Origin of the sequence: Streptomyces malaysiense, assembly GCF_000980885.2 — a bacterium.
In the GTDB taxonomy this organism is placed as follows: domain Bacteria; phylum Actinomycetota; class Actinomycetes; order Streptomycetales; family Streptomycetaceae; genus Streptomyces; species Streptomyces malaysiense.
On the sequence record NZ_LBDA02000055.1, the window covers coordinates 26,004 to 44,304 of the forward strand.

At 71.0% G+C, this 18,301-nt stretch carries 17 protein-coding genes; 10 read left to right on the forward strand and 7 right to left on the reverse strand.

The genetic code is table 11. From position 1 onward, the window contains the following. Positions 1-138: 138 nt before the first annotated feature. Entirely contained in the window at positions 139-1,011 is an 873-nt protein-coding gene (locus VT52_RS23295) for a helix-turn-helix transcriptional regulator (protein WP_046424556.1), read from the reverse strand. A gap of 151 nt (positions 1,012-1,162) precedes the next feature. Between VT52_RS23295 and VT52_RS23300 the strand changes: the two genes are divergently transcribed. Beyond that, on the forward strand, positions 1,163-2,836 hold the full coding sequence (locus VT52_RS23300; RefSeq protein WP_046424554.1) for an AMP-binding protein: 1,674 nt from the start codon (positions 1,163-1,165) through the stop codon (positions 2,834-2,836). Next, positions 2,833-4,446 (forward strand): AMP-binding protein, encoded by a 1,614-nt coding sequence (locus VT52_RS23305; protein ID WP_046424552.1) that lies wholly within the window; start codon positions 2,833-2,835, stop codon positions 4,444-4,446. Before VT52_RS23300 ends, VT52_RS23305 begins: the two co-directional genes overlap by 4 nt. Before the next feature lie 9 nt (positions 4,447-4,455). Here the strand turns inward: VT52_RS23305 and VT52_RS23310 are convergent, their stop codons facing one another. Then, positions 4,456-5,238 carry a hypothetical protein gene (locus tag VT52_RS23310; protein ID WP_206306591.1) on the reverse strand — a complete coding sequence of 261 codons (783 nt, stop codon included), beginning with the start codon at positions 5,236-5,238 and terminating at the stop codon, positions 4,456-4,458. A 270-nt stretch (positions 5,239-5,508) separates the two neighbouring features. Here VT52_RS23310 and gcl point away from each other — a divergent pair, with 270 nt between their 5' ends. After that, entirely contained in the window at positions 5,509-7,296 is a 1,788-nt protein-coding gene (gcl, locus tag VT52_RS23315) for a glyoxylate carboligase (RefSeq protein WP_079175211.1), read from the forward strand. 65 nt (positions 7,297-7,361) lie between these two features. Here gcl and VT52_RS23320 read toward each other — a convergent pair whose 3' ends face one another. The 4 genes from VT52_RS23320 to VT52_RS23335 form a co-directional block, all read right to left on the reverse strand. Next, positions 7,362-7,595 (reverse strand): hypothetical protein, encoded by a 234-nt coding sequence (locus tag VT52_RS23320; RefSeq protein ID WP_046424549.1) that lies wholly within the window; start codon positions 7,593-7,595, stop codon positions 7,362-7,364. Between the two features lie 677 nt (positions 7,596-8,272). Continuing rightward, complete coding sequence (locus tag VT52_RS23325; protein ID WP_046424548.1) at positions 8,273-9,730, reverse strand: catalase; 1,458 nt, start codon at positions 9,728-9,730, stop codon at positions 8,273-8,275. 219 nt (positions 9,731-9,949) lie between these two features. Beyond that, positions 9,950-10,843, reverse strand: coding sequence for a 2-hydroxy-3-oxopropionate reductase (locus VT52_RS23330; RefSeq protein WP_046424546.1), 894 nt, complete (start codon positions 10,841-10,843; stop codon positions 9,950-9,952). A 44-nt stretch (positions 10,844-10,887) separates the two neighbouring features. Then, positions 10,888-11,745 carry a TIM barrel protein gene (locus VT52_RS23335; RefSeq protein WP_046424544.1) on the reverse strand — a complete coding sequence of 286 codons (858 nt, stop codon included), beginning with the start codon at positions 11,743-11,745 and terminating at the stop codon, positions 10,888-10,890. A gap of 161 nt (positions 11,746-11,906) precedes the next feature. Here VT52_RS23335 and VT52_RS23340 point away from each other — a divergent pair, with 161 nt between their 5' ends. The 7 genes from VT52_RS23340 to VT52_RS23370 all read left to right on the forward strand — a co-directional run bounded on the left by VT52_RS23340 (position 11,907) and on the right by VT52_RS23370 (position 17,775). After that, on the forward strand, positions 11,907-12,191 hold the full coding sequence (locus tag VT52_RS23340; RefSeq protein ID WP_046424542.1) for a hypothetical protein: 285 nt from the start codon (positions 11,907-11,909) through the stop codon (positions 12,189-12,191). Positions 12,192-12,238: 47 nt separating this feature from the next. Continuing rightward, positions 12,239-12,550: a helix-turn-helix domain-containing protein gene (locus VT52_RS23345; RefSeq protein ID WP_420856298.1), complete on the forward strand. Its 312-nt coding sequence runs from the start codon at positions 12,239-12,241 to the stop codon at positions 12,548-12,550. A gap of 137 nt (positions 12,551-12,687) precedes the next feature. Next, positions 12,688-13,200 carry a 2-oxo-4-hydroxy-4-carboxy-5-ureidoimidazoline decarboxylase gene (uraD, locus tag VT52_RS23350; RefSeq protein WP_046424536.1) on the forward strand — a complete coding sequence of 171 codons (513 nt, stop codon included), beginning with the start codon at positions 12,688-12,690 and terminating at the stop codon, positions 13,198-13,200. A gap of 3 nt (positions 13,201-13,203) precedes the next feature. Then, the gene (gene uraH / locus VT52_RS23355; protein WP_046424534.1) at positions 13,204-13,611 is read left to right on the forward strand and encodes a hydroxyisourate hydrolase; all 408 of its coding nucleotides are present in this window, start codon (positions 13,204-13,206) and stop codon (positions 13,609-13,611) included. 4 nt (positions 13,612-13,615) lie between these two features. Further along, entirely contained in the window at positions 13,616-14,563 is a 948-nt protein-coding gene (gene pucL, locus VT52_RS23360) for a factor-independent urate hydroxylase (RefSeq protein ID WP_046424533.1), read from the forward strand. Positions 14,564-14,693: 130 nt separating this feature from the next. Further along, positions 14,694-16,073: an 8-oxoguanine deaminase gene (locus tag VT52_RS23365; RefSeq protein WP_046424531.1), complete on the forward strand. Its 1,380-nt coding sequence runs from the start codon at positions 14,694-14,696 to the stop codon at positions 16,071-16,073. Between the two features lie 376 nt (positions 16,074-16,449). Then, a complete protein-coding gene (locus VT52_RS23370; protein WP_046424601.1) occupies positions 16,450-17,775 on the forward strand; it encodes a nucleobase:cation symporter-2 family protein in 1,326 nt (441 codons plus the stop codon). A 64-nt stretch (positions 17,776-17,839) separates the two neighbouring features. On the opposite strand, the gene VT52_RS23375 is transcribed toward VT52_RS23370, so the two are convergent. Continuing rightward, positions 17,840-18,262, reverse strand: coding sequence for an acyl-CoA thioesterase (locus VT52_RS23375; RefSeq protein ID WP_046424529.1), 423 nt, complete (start codon positions 18,260-18,262; stop codon positions 17,840-17,842). Positions 18,263-18,301 lie beyond the last annotated feature (39 nt).

Genomic DNA, 18,301 nt, shown 5'->3' on the forward strand with positions numbered 1-18,301 from the left:
TGTCCGGACCAAATTCTAGGCAACGATCCTTGAAATTCGGACGGAAGCCGTGGTGAGGGAAATAACAAACGGTCAAGCATGAGGAAATTCAAAGCATCCGCGCATGAATGGGAAGGTTTCCTTCAGTGTCCCGGGGGGCTACGGAAGCAGCCCCGCCCTACGTGCCGCGGTCACCGCCTCCCCTCGCGTGTGTGCGCCCAACTTCCGCATCGCTGAACGCAGATAGCCCTTGACCGTCTCCGGGCGCAGCCCCAGCCGCTCGGCCACCGCGGCGTTGGTCGCACCCGCCGCCACCCAGGACAGCACGTCCAGTTCGCGCGGCGCCAGAGCCGGTCCGCCGGCCGGCCGCGGCGCCGTCAGCAGCCCGCAGGCGGCCAGCAGATCGGCACGCAGGGCCGGATCGGTGATCCGGGGCGCGAGCGCCCGCAGCGCCGCGTGCGCCTCACGCACCTGCTCCCAGGTGCCCGTGCCGCCCCCCGCGCCGGCCCCGGCGGCACCGCACGGCTGGGCCCCCGCACCCTTGAGGGGGGCCCGGCCGGCCACCGTCAGCAGCTCCCACGCCTCGTCCCGCAGGACCAGCGTCTGCTCCACGTCCCGCGCCACCGCCACCGCCGCGCCGAGCGCCCGGTCACCGAGCGGCTGTGCCGAACGCAGCGCGCCGTACAGCACCCCGCGCACCCGGCGCCGCACCACCACCGGCACCGCGAGCACCGAGCGGATGCCCTCCGCGGCCACCGGGATGTCGTACTCGTGGCTGATGTGCCGGGAGCTGGAGTAGTCCGTCACCGCGCAGGGCCTGGCCAGCGCCACCGCCTTGCCGCCGAGCCCGCTGCCCGAGCTCACCGCGAGCGAGCGCAGCGCGGCCGTCGCCGTGCCGCTCAGCTCGCTGATGCGCACCTGCGGCCGGCCGGACTCCACCAGCCCGCCGAAGGCGACCGGCAGCCCCGTCGCGCGCCGTAGCCGGAGCAGCGCACCGCGGATCTCCACCGCCGTCACGGCCTGTGCTGTCACCTCATCGCTCCTTCGGTGCGGCTGATGTGCGGACCACACCCCCGTGCGCGCAGGGACCACACCCCCGTTCGGGGGTAGTGAGACCTGCATCACGGATTAGACGATGCCGGGGAGCCGCCCGGCAATGGTCGGGAACATAGGAGGACGACGGATGACGACGGCGACCGATGCCTTCAGGAGCGCGCGGGACTTCCTGCTGGCACACCGCGAGGACTATGCCACCGCCTACGACGGGTTCGCGTGGCCCCGGCCGGAGCACTTCAACTGGGCGCTGGACTGGTTCGACGTGATCGCCGCCGGCAACGACCGCGCCGCGCTGCACATCGTGGAGGAGGACGGCGGCGAGACCCGGCTGTCCTTCGCCGAACTGTCCGAGCGCTCCGACCGGGTCGCGAACTGGCTGCGCGCGCGGGGGGTCGCCGCCGAGGACCGCGTCCTCGTCATGCTCGGCAACCAGGCCGAGCTGTGGGAGGTCATGCTGGCCGCGATGAAGCTGCGCGCGGTCGTCATCCCGGCCACCCCGCTGCTCGGCCCCGCCGACCTGCGCGACCGTGTCGAGCGCGGCCGGGTCAGGCACGCGCTGGTGCGGGCCGAGGACGTCGCCAAGTTCGCCGAGGTGCCCGGCGCCTACACCCGGATCGCGGTCGGCGGCACACCGGCGGAGGGCTGGCTGCCGTACGAGGACGCCTACGGCGCCCCCACCGGCTTCACGGCCGACGGGCCCACCCGCTGCGACGACCCGCTGATGCTCTACTTCACCTCGGGCACCACCGCCCGCCCCAAGCTGGTCGAGCACACCCATGTCTCCTACCCCGTAGGTCACTTGGCGACCATGTACTGGGTCGGCCTGAAGCCCGGCGACGTCCATCTGAACATCTCCTCGCCCGGCTGGGCCAAGCACGCCTGGTCCAACCTGTTCGCCCCGTGGAACGCCGAGGCGACCGTCTTCATCTTCAACTACACGAGGTTCGACGCGGGCCGGCTCATGGCCGAGATGGACCGCGCCGGGGTGACCACCTTCTGCGCCCCGCCCACCGTGTGGCGCATGCTCATCCAAGCCGACCTCGGACAACTGCGCACGCCGCCACGCGAGGTGGTGGCCGCGGGCGAACCGCTCAACCCCGAGGTCATCGAACAGGTGCGGCGCTCCTGGGGGTTGACGATCCGGGACGGCTTCGGGCAGACCGAGACCGCCGTACAGGTCTCCAACCCTCCGGGCCAGCCGCTGAAGACCGGCTCCATGGGCCGCCCCAGCCCCGGCTACCGCGTGGAGCTCCTCGACCCGGTCACCGGCGCGCCCGGCGCCGCCGAGGGCGAGATCGCGCTCGACCTCGCCGACCCGCCCGTCGGCCTGATGGCGGGCTACCACGGCGACCCGGACCGCACCGCCGAGGCCATGGCGGGCGGCTACTACCGCACCGGTGACATCGCCGCGCGCGACGAGGACGGCTACCTCACCTACATCGGCCGCGCCGACGACGTCTTCAAGGCGTCCGACTACAAGATCAGCCCCTTCGAGCTGGAGAGCGCGCTGCTGGAGCACCCGGCGGTGGCCGAGGCCGCCGTCGTGCCCGCCCCGGACGAGCTGCGGCTCGCGGTGCCCAAGGCGTACGTCCTGCTCGCCGAGGGCTACGAGCCGGGACCCGGCACCGCCAAGGCGATCTTCGAGCACTCCCGCCAGGTGCTCGCCCCCTACAAGCGCGTCCGCCGACTGGAGTTCGGCACGCTGCCCAAGACCGTCTCCGGCAAGATCCGCCGCATCGAGCTGCGCGAGGCCACCGCGCGGGGTTCGGCGGACGAGTACCGCGAGGAGGACTTCCGGTGAGCGCCCCGCAGCTCTCGTACGCCCACGGGACGGGCACCACCGCGCTGCTCGGCGACACCATCGGCGCCGACCTCGCCCGTACCGCGCGGACCTGGCCCGACCGCGAGGCCCTGGTCGACGTGGCGGGCGGGCGCCGCTGGACGTACGCCGCCTTCGACGCCGACGTGGACCGGCTCGCCCGCGCCCTGCTGGCGAGCGGCATCGCCAAGGGCGACCGGGTGGGCATCTGGGCGGTCAACTGCGCCGAGTGGGTGCTCGTGCAGTACGCCACCGCCCGCATCGGCGCCGTCATGGTCAACATCAACCCGGCCTACCGCACCCACGAGGTGCGCTTCGTGCTCCGGCAGGCGGGCGTACGGCTGCTGTTCGCCTCTCTCAGCCACAAGACGAGCGATTACCGCGCCATGGTCGAGGAGGTCCGCGGCAGCTGCCAGGAGCTGCGCGAGGTCGTCTACTTCGGGGGGCCCGGCTGGGCGGCGTTCACCGCGCGCGGCGACAGCGGTGACCGGACCGGACTGGCGGCACGGGAAGCGGAGTTGTCCTGCGACGACCCGATCAACATCCAGTACACCTCGGGCACCACCGGCTTCCCCAAGGGAGCCACCCTCTCCCACCACAACATCCTCAACAACGGTTATTTCGTCGGGGAGTTGGTCAAGTACACGGAGCAGGACCGGATCTGCGTCCCGGTCCCCTTCTACCACTGCTTCGGCATGGTGATGGCCAACCTGGCGGCCACCTCGCACGGTGCCTGCATCGTGATCCCGGCCCCGTCCTTCGAACCGAAGGCCAGCCTGGAGGCGGTGCAGCGGGAGCGGTGCACGTCCCTGTACGGCGTCCCGACCATGTTCATCGCCGAGCTGAACCTGCCGGACTTCGCCTCGTACGACCTCTCCACCCTGCGCACCGGCATCATGGCCGGCTCGCCCTGCCCGGTGGAGGTGATGAAGCGGGTCGTCGCCGAGATGCACATGGCCGAGGTCGCCATCTGCTACGGCATGACCGAGACCTCGCCGGTGTCCCTCCAGACCCGGACCGACGACGACCTGGAGCACCGCACCGCCACCGTCGGCCGCGTCCTGCCCCACCTGGAGGTCAAGGTCGTCGACCCGGCCACCGGTGTCACCCGGCCGCGCGGCGGGACGGGCGAGCTGTGCACCCGCGGCTACAGCGTGATGCTCGGCTACTGGGACGAGCCGGAGAAGACCGCCGAGGTCATCGACGCGGGCCGCTGGATGCACACCGGGGACCTGGCGATGATGCGCGAGGACGGGTACGTGGAGATCGTCGGCCGCATCAAGGACATGATCATCCGGGGCGGCGAGAACATCTACCCGCGCGAGATCGAGGAGTTCCTCTACGCGCACCCGAAGATCAGGGACGTACAGGTCGTCGGGGTGCCGGACGAGAGGTACGGCGAGGAGGTGCTCGCCTGCGTGATCCCGCGGGACGAGGGCGACCCGCCTACCCTCGACGAACTGCGGGCCTTCTGCCGGGGGCGGCTCGCGCACTACAAGGTGCCGAGCAGGCTCAGCATCCTCGACACCTTCCCGATGACGGTGTCGGGGAAGGTGCGGAAGATCGAACTGCGGGAGCGGTACCGGGACTGAACCGCCGCGTCAGCCCCGTCGCGCGCGGCGCCCCGGCTCCGGGGCGCCGTCGGCGTCCAGGGCGCCGGCGGGATCGTTCACCGGCTGCGGGACGCCCGCGAGGTCCAGCACGAACAGCGGCACGCCCAGGGAGTCCGCGCAGGCGCGGGCGGCCTCGCTGTAACCGGCGAGCGAGAAGTACACGCAGTCGGCGGACTCCGTCATCGCGGTCAGCCACAGGCACTCCACGTCCCGGGGCGCGGCGGGCCGTACCGTCGGCTCCACCTGGGCGAGCAGCCCCCGGGCGGCGAGCCCGACGCCGTTCGTCGGCCGCTGGTCGGCGCGGCGGATGTCCTCGTACCCGAGCCAGCGCAGATACAGCGCGGTCGCGGTGACGACGTCCCGCGCGGTGCGGACGGCGTGCGGCCGGAAGGCGCGGCGCGACGGGGCGGCGTCGGGGGCATCCGGCCGGGCGGCGCGCGGCTCGGCGCGGGCGGCGGAAGCCTGCGCGTGCGCGGGGGACGGCTCGCCGCGGACCCCCGGGCCCGGGTCCGCCTCCAGCACCGGGACGAGCAGCACCGTGCCGCACGGACAGCCCAGTTCCGGGCGCGGCCAGTGGTTGAGCCGCCCGCACGCGGCGCACACGGCGCCGGTCCACTCCTCGGCCCAGGACCGGTGCTCGGCCACGACCGGCGCGGCACGGCGGTCCAGCCGCGGGGCGGCCGTGGTTCCGCAGGCGCAGGGATACACCGGGGCGGTGTAGACGTGCTCACGCCGGCAGGCCGGACAGCGCACCGGCACGCTCTCGGGCATGGCCCACTCACTCTCGCGCGACACCTCGGGACAGCGCTCCCATGGTGCTCCCGGCCCACCGCGTTTGTCCGGCGTTTCCGCGGCACTTGCCGGTGTCTTTGTGTCTCTTGACGAGGTCGGCGCTTCTCTCTACATTGCTTCCAGATAGTAGAAGTTGAATTCCACGATACGGAATATCTGGTCTGTCGGGGTTCAACGCAGACTCTCTGGAGAGTGCTCACCGCGGGGCGCGACGGGAGTACGCATCCGACACCGAGGCAGGAGTACTCGATGGCTCGTATGACCGCTGCCCGCGCGGCAGTTGAGATCCTCAAGCGCGAGGGCGTCAGTGACGCCTTCGGTGTGCCGGGGGCCGCGATCAACCCGTTCTACAAGGCCCTCAAGGAGGGCGGCGGCATCCAGCACACCCTCGCCCGCCATGTCGAGGGCGCCTCGCACATGGCCGAGGGCTACACTCGCGCGCGGCCGGGCAACATCGGCGTGTGCGTCGGCACGTCCGGGCCGGCCGGCACCGACATGATCACCGGCCTGTACTCGGCGTCCGGCGACTCCGTCCCGATCCTGTGCATCACCGGGCAGGCGCCCACGCATGTGATCCACAAGGAGGACTTCCAGGCCGTCGACATCGCCGCGATCGCGCGCCCGGTGACCAAGATGGCGGTGACCGTGCTGGAGGCGGCCCAGGTCCCCGGCGTCTTCCAGCAGGCGTTCCACCTGATGCGCTCCGGCCGGCCGGGACCGGTGCTGATCGACCTGCCGATCGACGTCCAGCTCACGGAGATCGAGTTCGACCCGGAGACGTACGAGCCGCTGCCGGTGTACAAGCCGGCCGCGACCCGCGCGCAGATCGAGAAGGCGATGTCGTACCTGCTCGCCGCCGAGCGGCCGGTCCTCGTGGCCGGCGGCGGAGTCATCGGCGCGGACGCCTGCGAACTGCTCACCGAGTTCGCCGAGCTGACCGGCACCCCCGTCATCCCGACCCTGATGGGCTGGGGAGCGCTGCCCGACGACCACGAGCTGAACGCGGGCATGGTCGGCGTGCAGACCGCGCACCGCTACGGCAACGCCACCTTCCTGGAGTCCGACTGCGTCCTCGGTATCGGCAACCGGTGGGCGAACCGGCACACCGGCTACAAGCTGGACGTCTACCGCGAGGGCCGCACCTTCGTGCACGTGGACATCGAGCCCACGCAGATCGGCCGGATCTTCCCGCCGGACTACGGGGTGGTGTCCGACGCGCGGGCGGCGCTGGAGCTGTTCGTCCGGGTGGCACGGGAACTGAAGGCGGCCGGCCGGCTCCCCGACCGCGCGGACTGGATCTCCTCGTGCCAGGAGCGCAAGGCCACACTGCTGCGCCGTACGCACTTCGACGACGTGCCGATGAAGCCGCAGCGGGTGTACGAGGAGATGAACCGGGCCTTCGGCCCCGAGACGCGGTACGTCACCACGATCGGGCTCTCCCAGATCGCCGGCGCGCAGATGCTGCACGTCTACAAGCCCCGGCACTGGATCAACTGCGGCCAGGCCGGGCCGCTCGGCTGGACGATCCCGGCCGCGATCGGCGTCGCGAAGGCCGATCCGGAGGCCGCGGTGGTCGCCCTGTCCGGCGACTACGACTTCCAGTTCCTGATCGAGGAACTGGCGGCCGCCGCCCAGCACCGGATCCCCTATGTGCACGTCCTGGTCAACAACGCCTACCTGGGTCTGATCCGCCAGGCGCAGCTCGGGCTGGACATCGACTTCCAGGTGAACCTGGAGTTCGAGAACATCAACACGCCCGAGATCGGCGTCTACGGCGTGGACCACGTCAAGGTCGCCGAGGGCCTGGGCTGCAAGGCCCTGCGGGTCACCGAGCCGGACCAGCTGGGCCCCGCGTTCGAGGAGGCGAAGAAGCTGGCCGCCCAGTACCGGGTGCCGGTCGTGGTCGAGGCGATCCTGGAGCGGGTCACGAACATCTCGATGAGCCGCACGATGGACATCAGCGACGTCACCGAGTTCGAACCCCTCGCCACGGAGGCGGCCCACGCGCCGACGGCGATCGGCGCGCTGAAGCGCTGACGCCCCGCGGTGTGCGAAAGAGGCGGCCCGTCCACCGGACGGGCCGCCTCTTCTCATGTCCGCTCCTACACCTCGTGCTCCGAGAGGCCGGGCCAGTCCTCGGGCCCGCCGCCCTGCCACTCGATGAGGTCGTCCTCCTCCACCTCGACCCGGTCCAGATCGACCAGCCGCAGGATCTCCACGACGTCGTCCAGATGCGAGGCCAGCCCCAGCGTCACCTCTCCCTCGGTGACGCGCCTGGAGCCGTCCAGGGCGGGCGCGTGGACGACGATGTGCGGGTGCTGAACCGGATTACCCATACCGCCAGCGTGCGACGGCCGCGGTGTTCCCGCACGCCGTACGGCTGCCGCGGGACTCCCCGGACCATGCCGAGGGCCAAAGCGACCGGCTCGACTTCCAGGAGCGGTACCGGATCTTCCAGGACGGGGCACGCCGGGAGCCCGGCGTCCGACACCGGTGCGGCCTGAGCAGGCGGCACCGCACGCCCGGGTGCCTGCCGGCGCCGTGCACGAGGCCGTCGGGCAGGCCGTCGGCCACCTCGTCGGGCCGGACGGGAACCGTGCCGGGATCCGTGAGGCCGCGTGAGGCCGTGTGGAGGTCCTCACCTGCGAGGAACTCCTGGACAACGCCGAACGCTCCCTCGCCGTGGGTCTCGACCCGGCGTAGGGAGCGTCGTGCTGCTGCTGCCGTCCGGCGGCGCGGCGCTGGGCGCGACAGGTAGGTCGCGCCGCCGGACGGGGTCGGGATGGGTGGGACCGCGGGGGTGTGACGGAGGCGGGGCCTCTTCACTCTGGTCGAGAAGCGGCCCGGCTCCTTGACCACCGCACTGGCTCGCACGCCGCCGCGGTCCTCGCCCTGCCCGTGCCGCACTGGACGGCCACCCCTCAAATCGGGCCGTCCGGCGCGGCGCGGGCCGCGTGCGCGGGCATGACCTCCCGTCAGTCCCCGCACGCCGCCTGCTGATCGATCGAGGCGCTCAGTCCTCGCGCAGTGCCTCGACCGCTTCCCGCACGCGCCTGCCGTAGTCCGGGTCCGCCGCGTGGAAGTGTGCGAGGTTCTTCTCGATCACGTCGTCGCGGGAGACCTGGGCGAGGCCCCCGGCGATGTTGGCGACCAGGCGCCGCTTCTCCTCCTGCGACATCAGGCGGTACAGCTCGCCCGCCTGGTAGAAGTCGTCGTCCTTGGTGTGGAGCGGTGCGGCGTGGGTGCCGGTGTGGCCCGAGACGGGCAGCGGCGACGCGAGGGGCCGGCCGGTCTCGGCGGGGCCGTCGTAGGAGTTCGGCTCGTAGTTCTTCGCGTACCGGCCCTGGGAGTTGGCCGCCATGAGACCGTCGCGCCCGTAGTTGTGCGCGGTTGTCGCCCGGGGCGCGTTCACGGCGAGCTGGGTGTGGTTGACGCCCAGGCGGTACCGGTGGGCGTCCGCGTACGCGAACAGCCGGCCCTGGAGCATCTTGTCCGGCGAGGGACCGATGCCCGGCACGAAGTTGTTCGGGGAGAAGGCGGCCTGCTCGACCTCGGCGAACACGTTGTCCGGGTTGCGGTCCAGGACCAGGCGGCCCACCCGCTGGAGCGGGTAGTCCCGGTGCGGCCAGACCTTGGTCAGGTCGAACGGGTTGAAGCGGTACTCCGCCGCGTCCGCCGCTGGCATGATCTGCACGTACAGCGTCCACGACGGGTGCACGCCCCGCTCGATCGCCTGGAGCAGGTCCGTCTGGTGGGAGTTGGGGTCCTTGCCCGCCAGCTCCTGCGCCTGCTCGGTGGACAGGCAGCGGATGCCCTGGTTCGTCTTGAAGTGGTACTTGACGAAGAAGCCCTCGCCTGCCGCGTTCGTCCACTGGTAGGTGTGCGAGCCGTAACCGTTCATGTGCCGGTACGACGCCGGGACGCCGCGGTCGCCCATCAGCCAGGTCACCTGGTGCGTGGCCTCGGGGGCGTGCGCCCAGAAGTCCCAGACGTTGTCGGGCTCCTGCTTGCCGGTGAACGGGTCCCGCTTCTGCGAGTGGATGAAGTCGGGGAACTTCAGCGGGTCCTTGATGAAGAAGACCGGGGTGTTGTTGCCGACGAGGTCGTAATTTCCCTCCTCGGTGTAGAACTTGAGCGCGAAGCCGCGAGGGTCGCGCACCGCGTCCGCGCCGCCGAGGTTGTCGGCGACCGTGGAGAACCGCGCGAACACCTCGGTGCGCTTGCCGATCTCGCCGAGGAAGGCGGCGTGGGTGTAGCCGGTGACGTCGTCGGTCACCTCGAAGTGGCCGTAGGCGCCGGAGCCCCGGGCATGCACCACCCGCTCCGGGATCCGCTCGCGGTTGAAGCGCGCGAGCTTCTCCAGGAGGTGCTGGTCCTGGAGCAGGAGCGGGCCGCCGACGCCGGCGGTGGCGGAGTTCTGGTTGTCGGCGACCGGGGCGCCGGACTCTGTCGTGAGCACGCGCTGCGACATCGTGGACCTTCCATGCGAGTGGCAGCGGAAATCGTCTTCCGCTTTGTGGAGCCTAGAAGTCTGCGTGGAGCCTAGGAGTGGGGTGAACGAGGCGTCAACAGTTTGTTGAATTTGGTTCCGGGCCGCGGCGCCGCATCGGGCGCGACGGGACAGGTGTCAGCGGCACCGCGACCCGGAAGTCTCGAAGGGGGCCCGGAGGCCGCCGGCTGCGGTGAGGTGTCAGACCTGTGCGCCGGACAGCCGTTCCACCGACCGCAGCAGGGCCGAGTGGTCCAGGCCGCCGTCGCCCTGGGCACGCAGGGACGCCACCAGCTGTGCGACCACGGCGCCGACCGGCAGGGCCGCGCCGACGCTGCGGGCGGCGTCGGTCACGATGCCCATGTCCTTGTGGTGCAGATCGATCCGGAAGCCCGGCGCGAAGTCGCGGTTCAGGAAGTTGTCCTTCTTGCGCGTCAGCACCGTCGAGCCGGCGAGGCCCCCGTTCAGCACGTCGAGGGCGGCCGCGAGGTCCACCCCCGACTTCTCCAGGAAGACCACGGCCTCGGCGCACGCCTGGATGTTGACGGCGACGATCAGCTGGTTGGCCGCCTTCACGGTCTGACCCGAGCCGTGCGGTCCGCAGAGCACGATGGTCTTGCCGAGGGCCTCGAAGAGGGGCTTCGCCTCGTCGAAGTCGGCCTGGTCGCCGCCGACCATGATGGACAGCACCGCCTCGACGGCACCGGCCTCGCCGCCGGAGACCGGGGCGTCCAGGACCCGGACGCCCTTCTCCTCGGCGGCGGCCGCCAGGTCGATCGAGGTCCCCGGGGTGATCGAGGACATGTCGATCAGCAGGGTGCCGGGGCGGACGTTCTCCAGGATGCCGTCCGGGCCGTAGGCGATGGCCTCCACCTGCGGGGACGCGGGCACCATCGTGATCACCACATCGGCGTCGCGCACGGCCTCGGCGATCGAGGGGGCCGCGGTGCCGCCGGCGGCGGCCAGCCGGTCCAGTTTCGCCTGCTCCAGGGTGTGGCCGGTGACGTCGTAACCCGCCTTGATCAGGTTCTCGGACATGGGGGAGCCCATGATGCCGAGGCCGATCCAGGCGATCTTCGGAAGCGTCTTGCTCATGTTCGGGGGTGCCTCTCTCAACTGCCGTGCAAAGTCTGGGAAGTTCAGCGCGCGGGGCGCGCCTCGCGCGGGAGCCAGTCGAAGGCCTCGGCGCTCGGGCGGTCGCCCGGCTTGTACTCCAGGCCCACCCAGCCCTCGTAACCGGCCTTCCGCAGCCGGTCGAGCGACTCCGCCAGCGGGAGCGTGCCCGTGCCGGGGGCGCCGCGGCCCGGGTTGTCGGCGATCTGGACATGGCCGGTCTTCGCGGTGTAGCGGTCGATCACCGCGGGCAGGTCCTCGCCGTTCATGGCCAGGTGGTACAGGTCCATCAGGAACGACGCGTTCCCGAGTCCCGTGGCCGCGTTGACCCGGTCGACGACCTCCACCGCGGCCGGCGCCGACACCAGCGGGTAGCGCGGCGACTCGGGCGCGTTCAGCGCCTCGATCAGCAGCGTCGCCCCGATCCGGTCGGCGGCGCGGGCCGCGAGGGTCAGGTTCTCCAGGGCGAGCGCGTCCTGCTCGGCAGGGTCCACGCCGTCCACGCGGTTGCCGTAGAGCGCGTTGAGCGCCGTGCAGCCGAGGGACGCGGCGAAGTCCGCCGTCACGTCGATGTTGGCGCGGAACCGCTCGGACTCCTCGCCGGGGACGGACAGGGCGCCGCGATCGGGGCCCGGGAGCTGTCCGGCGTAGAAGTTCAGTCCGGTCAGCCTTACGCCCGCCTCCTCGATCGCCCGTTTCAGGGCGTCCAGGCGGGATTTCTCGGGGGTGGGTGAGTCGACCCAGGGCCACCACAGCTCGACCGCGGAGAAGCCCGCCGCGGCGGCGGCCGCGGGGCGCTCCAGGAGCGGGAGTTCCGTGAAGAGGATCGACAGGTTGACGTTGAAGCGCTGGTCTGCGGCTGTGCCCCAGTCGAAGCCTGGCATGTCGGGCCGCGCTCCCTTCCGTGGTAGTAATTCCGTATTACGGAAGTTCGTTTCTGCTTAATGGAAGATTGCCGCCGTGTGTCGGTGCTTGTCAAGAGGGGTCCGCAGGCCGGTCCCTGCTGGGGCGCCCCGGGGCGCGCGTCGCGCGTTAGGTTGTGCGCGTGCGATTGAGAGTGGAGTTCACGACCGAACCCTTCGACTTGGAAGAGGCCCCCGCGCATGCCCTGGCGGCGCGCGAGGTCATCGAGGCCGCGGCCCTCGACGCCGTGGACGTGGGCCCGTTCGGCAACACCGCCGAGGGCGGCGCCGAGCGCGTGCTCACCGCGGTGGACGCGCTGCTGCGCAGGAGTCTCGCGGCCGGCGCCACCCGGATCTCGCTCCAGGTCAACGTGCTGGGCGACGGGGACGGCGCGGACGGCCGGAGCGATGGGGAGGGCGATAGGTGACCGGGGAGCAGCCCTTCATCGCGGCCGTGAAACCGCTGGTCGACGCCATGGGCGGGGTGATGATGCCGCCCGACGAGGCCGGCCCCGAGGACGTCGTGCTCGCCTGGGAGGGGGCCGATGTCGTCGCCGTACGGCTGCCTCAGCTCGCCGACTCCCTCGATCACATCCTCGCCGCGATGGAGCGCAGGGAGGGGCGGCCGCTGTCCGACCTGGACCGCAGGGCCAAACAGGAGGTCGTGCGGATACTGGAGGCGCGGGGTGCCTTCGCGGTGCGGCACGGCGTGGAGACCGTGGCGAGCGCGCTGGGCGTCAGCCGCTTCACCGTCTACAACTACCTCAACCGGGAGAAGGGCGCCTGAAGCCCTCAGGAGGTGTCGCCGCTCGTAACAGCTTGTAACGCGGATTTTTCAACAAAGTGTTGACGTGGCGTTTCCGGGGGCGTTAGCTATCGGCAGCCCGTTCAGCACGAAGGCCGAATCCGGCCACGGAGGCTCCCGTGACGTCGACTTCCACGCCCCCGGGTCTGGCCCGGTTCAACGATCTGGAGGAGCGGGCGGCTTTCGCCGCCCTCCACGAGGCGTGCGCCTCCAGCACGTGGGCACGACGGCTGACCGCCGCCCGCCCCTACGCCACAGCCGAGGAGCTCTACGCGGCGAGCGACGCGGCCCTGGCCGAGCTGACCGCCGCCGACCTGGCGGAGGCGATGGCCGGGCACCCGCCGATCGGGCGGCCCCGGCCGGGCGATCCGGCCTCGGCCCGTGAGCAGCGCGGCATGGCCGGCGCGTCCGACGAGCTCAAGGCCGAGATGCTCGAACTCAACCTGGCCTACCAGGAGAGGTTCGGACACGTCTTCCTCATCTGCGCCACCGGTCTGACCGGCGAGCGGATGCGGGACGCGGTCAAGGCGCGGATCGGCAACGCGCCGGAGCGGGAGCGGGAGATCGTCCGCACCGAGCTGGGGAAGATCAACCGCATCCGACTGGCCCGACTCGTCGAAGAGGACGCCTGACCCATGAGCACCAGCACCACCGCCTCCGTGTCCACGCACATCCTGGACACCTCGATCGGCCGCCCCGCCGAGGGCGTCGCCGTCCACCTCTTCGCCCGCTCGGGCCGGGACGCGGACTGGCGGGCGCTCGGCGGCTCCGCGACCGATGCCGACGGCCGGTGCAAGGACCTGCCGACGCCACCGGTGGGTACCACCCAGGTACGGCTCGACTTCGCGGTGGAGCCGTACTTCCGAGAGCAATCAGCGAACCAGCAAGCCGATGCGCAGCAGGACGCCCCCGCGAATCGGGACAGCGGACCGGCCGTGTTCTTCCCGGAGGTGGCGATCACCTTCGCCGTCGTACCGGGCGAGCACTACCACGTACCGCTGCTGCTCAACCCGTTCGGCTACTCCGTTTACCGAGGGAGCTAGCTACATGACCGTCAATTCCCGCCCTGCCCGCCCTGTGATCCTGGGCCAGAACCAGTACGGCAAGGCCGAGAACCGAGTCGTCAAGATCACGCGGGACGGCGCCACCCATCACATCAAGGACCTCAACGTCTCCGTGGCGCTGAGCGGTGACATGGAGGACGTCCACTACTCCGGCTCCAACGCCCATGTGCTGCCGACCGACACCACCAAGAACACGGTGTTCGCGTTCGCCAAGGAGCACGGCATCGAGTCCGCCGAGCAGTTCGGCATCCATCTCGCCCGCCACTTCGTCACCTCGCAGGAGCCGATCCAGCGCGCCCGGATCCGGATCGAGGAGTACTCCTGGGAGCGGATCGCCACCTCCGACGCCAATTCCCAGTTCATCGGGGCGGACGAGGTCAAGCACTCCTTCGTCCGCAAGGGCCAGGAGACCCGGCTCACCCAGATCACCTACGACGGCTCGTCCTGGGAGGTCGTCTCCGGCCTCAAGGACCTGACCGTCATGAACTCGACCAACTCCGAGTTCTGGGGCTACGCCAAGGACAAGTACACGACGCTCAAGGAGGCCCACGACCGCATCCTGGCGACCTCCGTCTCCAGCCGCTGGCGGTTCAACTGGACCGACGACGAGCAGAAGATGCCCCAGTGGGAGAAGTCCTACGAGCAGGTGAAGAAGCACATGCTCCAGGCGTTCGCGGAGACCTACTCGCTCTCCCTGCAGCAGACGATGTACCAGATGGGCGCGCGCATCATCAACAACCGCAGCGAGATCGACGAGGTCCGCTTCTCGCTGCCCAACAAGCACCACTTCCTGGTCGACCTGGAGCCGTTCGGGCTCAAGAACGACAACGAGGTCTACTACGCCGCCGACCGGCCCTACGGCCTGATCGAGGCGACGATCCTGCGGGACGGCTGCGAACCGCGGATCCCGGTGGACCTCACCAACCTCTGATCCACCCCCCTTTTCTCGGCACCCGCGGCCGGGGCGACGCCCCCACCCGAACCCCGGCCGCGGTACTCAAATCTCCCAGGGTCCTGCCGTGCCCTCCCCACAGAAGTCCGCTGAGCGAAAAGGACGGAACATGGCAGCAGCCCAGCGCATCGTCATCGAGAACTGCTCGATCGCGACCGTCGACGCCGAAGACACCGAATACGCCTCCGGGTACCTGGTCCTCGCCGGCAACCGCATCGAGGCGCTCGGCGCCGGGTCGGCTCCCGAGGGCCTGGAGAACGTGGTCCGCCGGATCGACGCGACCGGACATCTCGCGACCCCCGGCCTGATCAACACCCACCACCACTTCTACCAGTGGATCACCCGGGGCCTGGCCACGGACCACAACCTGTTCGACTGGCTGGTCGCGCTCTACCCGGTCTGGGCGCGCATCGACGAGTCCATGGCCTACACGGCGGCCCAGGGGTCGCTCGCCATGATGGCCCGCGGCGGTGTCACCACCGCCATGGACCACCACTACGTCTATCCGCGCGGCACCGGCGACCTGTCCGGCGCCATCATCCGCGCCGCCCGCGAGACGGGCGTCCGCTTCACCCTCGCCCGCGGCTCCATGGACCGCGGCGAGTCGGACGGGGGGCTGCCCCCGGACTTCGCGGTGGAGAGCCTGGAGGGCGCGCTCGCCGCGACCCAGGCCACCGTCGAGGAGCACCACGACCCCTCCTTCGACGCCATGACCCAGGTCGCCGTCGCCCCCTGCTCCCCCTTCTCCGTCTCCACCGACCTCCTGCGCAACGCGGCCGAGCTGGCCCGCCGCCTCGGCGTACGGCTGCACACGCACGGCTCGGAGACCGTGGAGGAGGAGAAGTTCTGCCACGAGCTGTTCGGCATGGGCCCGACCGACTACTTCGAGTCCACCGGCTGGCTGGGCGAGGACGTGTGGATGGCGCACTGCGTCCACATGAACGACTCCGACATCGCCGCCTTCGCCCGTACCGGGACCGGCGTCGCCCACTGCCCCTCGTCCAACGCCCGGCTCGCCGCCGGCATCGCACGGGTCCCGGACATGCTCGCCGCCGGCGTCCCGGTCGGCCTCGGCGTCGACGGCACCGCCTCCAACGAGTCCGGCGAACTCCACACCGAGCTGCGCAACGCCCTGCTCATCAACCGGCTCGGCGCCCACCGGGAGGCCGCGCTGAACGCCCGCCAGGCCCTGCGGCTCGGCACCCACGGGGGCGCCCGCGTCCTCGGCCGCGCCGCCGAGACCGGTTCCCTGGAGGCGGGCAAGCTGGCCGACGTGGTGCTGTGGAAGCTGGACACACTGGCCCACGCCTCCATCGCCGACCCGGTGACCGCCCTGGTCCTCGGCGCGGCCGCCCCGGTCACCGCGTCGTTCGTGAACGGTCGTCAGATCGTCGCGGACGGACGGCTGCTGACCGTCGACGAGGACGCCGTCGCGCGCGCCACCCGCGACGAGGCCCGGCGCCTGGCACAGCTCGCGGCCCAGCGCTGACCCCCCGACTCCGGCCGGGAGGGACGGCTCCCGGCCGGCAGCCGTGGACCCGAGCGGGGCCCACGGCGGCCGGCTCCGGGGCGCGCACGAGCGTGCGCGCCCCGGAACGGTTCCCCACCAAAACCCTTGTGGTTCCCCTCCACGACCCCTACGGATCCCCGTCCACGACCCCCCCAAGGTCCCCCGGTCCCTCCCTCACTCTCGGCTGCGTTCGAGCGGGAGGGTGCCCCCATGCCCGTCGCGCACCACCTCCCTGACACCCACGTCCACAGCCGACGTGTTCAACCGACCGGAGGAGCCCGTCGTGTCCGCCCAATCCGCCGAAGCAGCGCCAGTCCCCGTCCACCCGGTGGACGAGAAACTCCCCGCCCTGAAGATGGCGACCAGCGGCCTCCAGCATGTGGCCGCCATGTACGCGGGGGTCGTCGCCCCGCCCCTGATCGTCGGCGCGGCCGCCGGCCTGTCCGGCGGCGACCTCACCTTCCTCACCGGCGCCTGTCTGTTCACCGCAGGGCTCGCCACGTTCCTCCAGACCCTCGGCTTCTGGAAGATCGGCGCCCGGCTGCCCTTCGTGAACGGAGTCACCTTCGCCGGCGTCGCCCCCATGACGGCGATCATCGCCTCGGTCAAGGACAAGTCCGACGCCCTGCCGGTGATCTTCGGGGCGGTCATGGTCGCCGGCCTCCTCGGCTTCCTCGCGGCCCCGGTGTTCTGCAAGGCCGTCCGCTTCTTCCCGCCGGTCGTCACCGGTACGGTCATCACCCTGATAGGCGTCTCCCTGCTCCCGGTCGCCTTCGGCTGGGCCCAGGGCCCCGACCCCTCGGCCCACGACTACGGTTCGACCACCAACCTCACCCTGGCCGGCATCACCCTTCTCATCGTCCTGCTGCTGCGCCGATTCACCCGGGGGTTCGTCAAACAGATCGCCGTGCTGCTCGGCCTGATCGCGGGCACCCTGATCGCGATCCCGTTCGGGGCCACCGACTTCTCCCCGGTCGCGTCGGCCGACCTGATCGGCTTCCCGACGCCCTTCCACTTCGGTGCCCCGCAGTTCCACATCGCCGCGATCCTGTCGATGTGCGTGGTGATGGTGGTCTCGATGACCGAGTCCACCGCCGACATGCTGGCCCTCGGCGAGATCGTCGAACGGCCCTCCGACGAGCGGACCATCTCGGCCGGCCTGCGGGCCGACACCCTGGGCTCCGCCCTCAGCCCCCTCTTCAACGGCTTCATGTGCAGCGCCTTCGCCCAGAACATCGGCCTGGTCGCCATGACCCGCATCCGCAGCCGCTTCGTCGTGGCCTTCGGCGGCGGCTTCCTGGTCCTGATGGGGCTGTGCCCGGCGGCCGCGGCCCTGATCGCCGTCGTCCCCCGTCCCGTCCTCGGCGGCGCGGGCGTCGTCCTGTTCGGCTCGGTCGCCGCGAGTGGCATCCAGACCCTGGTGCGGGCCGGCCTGGACAGGGACAACAACGTCCTGATCGTCGCGGTCTCCCTGGCCATCGGGATCGTCCCGATCACGGCGCCGGACTTCTACCACGCGTTCCCGGACACGGCGCGGATCGTGCTGGACTCCGGGATATCCACGGGGTGTGTCGCGGCGGTGGTGCTGAACCTGGTCTTCAACCACCTCGGCCGCGGCCGGGACGCGCAGGACGTCACGCATCCGATGGAGGCGGGGGAGGAGCTGGCGTCGGTGCAGTGAGGCTAGGGCGCGGGGTACGGCGACGGCCGTGCCCCGCACCGGGAACCGCCCGCCCCCCGGTGGGTCACAGGCCGAACAGGGCCGCGTCGGTGGCCAGTTCCTCGAAGACCTTGGCCGGGTCGGCGACCAGCTTGCGCTCCCTCAGGTCCAGCAGGCCGCCGACGCCGGTGACCTCGGCGGCCAGGGTGCCGTCGGCCTTGCGCAGCTCCTGGTGGACCTTGAAGGTCTTGCCGGAGGTCCACTCGAAGGCGCAGGTGACGTCCACCTCGTCGCCGGCGAGGAGTTCGCGCAGGTAGCGGATGGTCGTCTCCAGGACCACCGGGCCGACACCGGTGCGCACCAGGCCGGTCTGGCCGATGCCGGCGGCCTGGAGCAGTGACCAGCGGGCGTGCTCGGCGTAGTTGAGGTACACGGCCTGATTCAGATGGCCCTGCACATCGGTCTCGTACCCGCGGACGGTGACGCGGACGGAGAACGGTTCGCTCACGGCTTTCCCCTCTTGCTCCGGTACGGCGGCTGCTCCGGT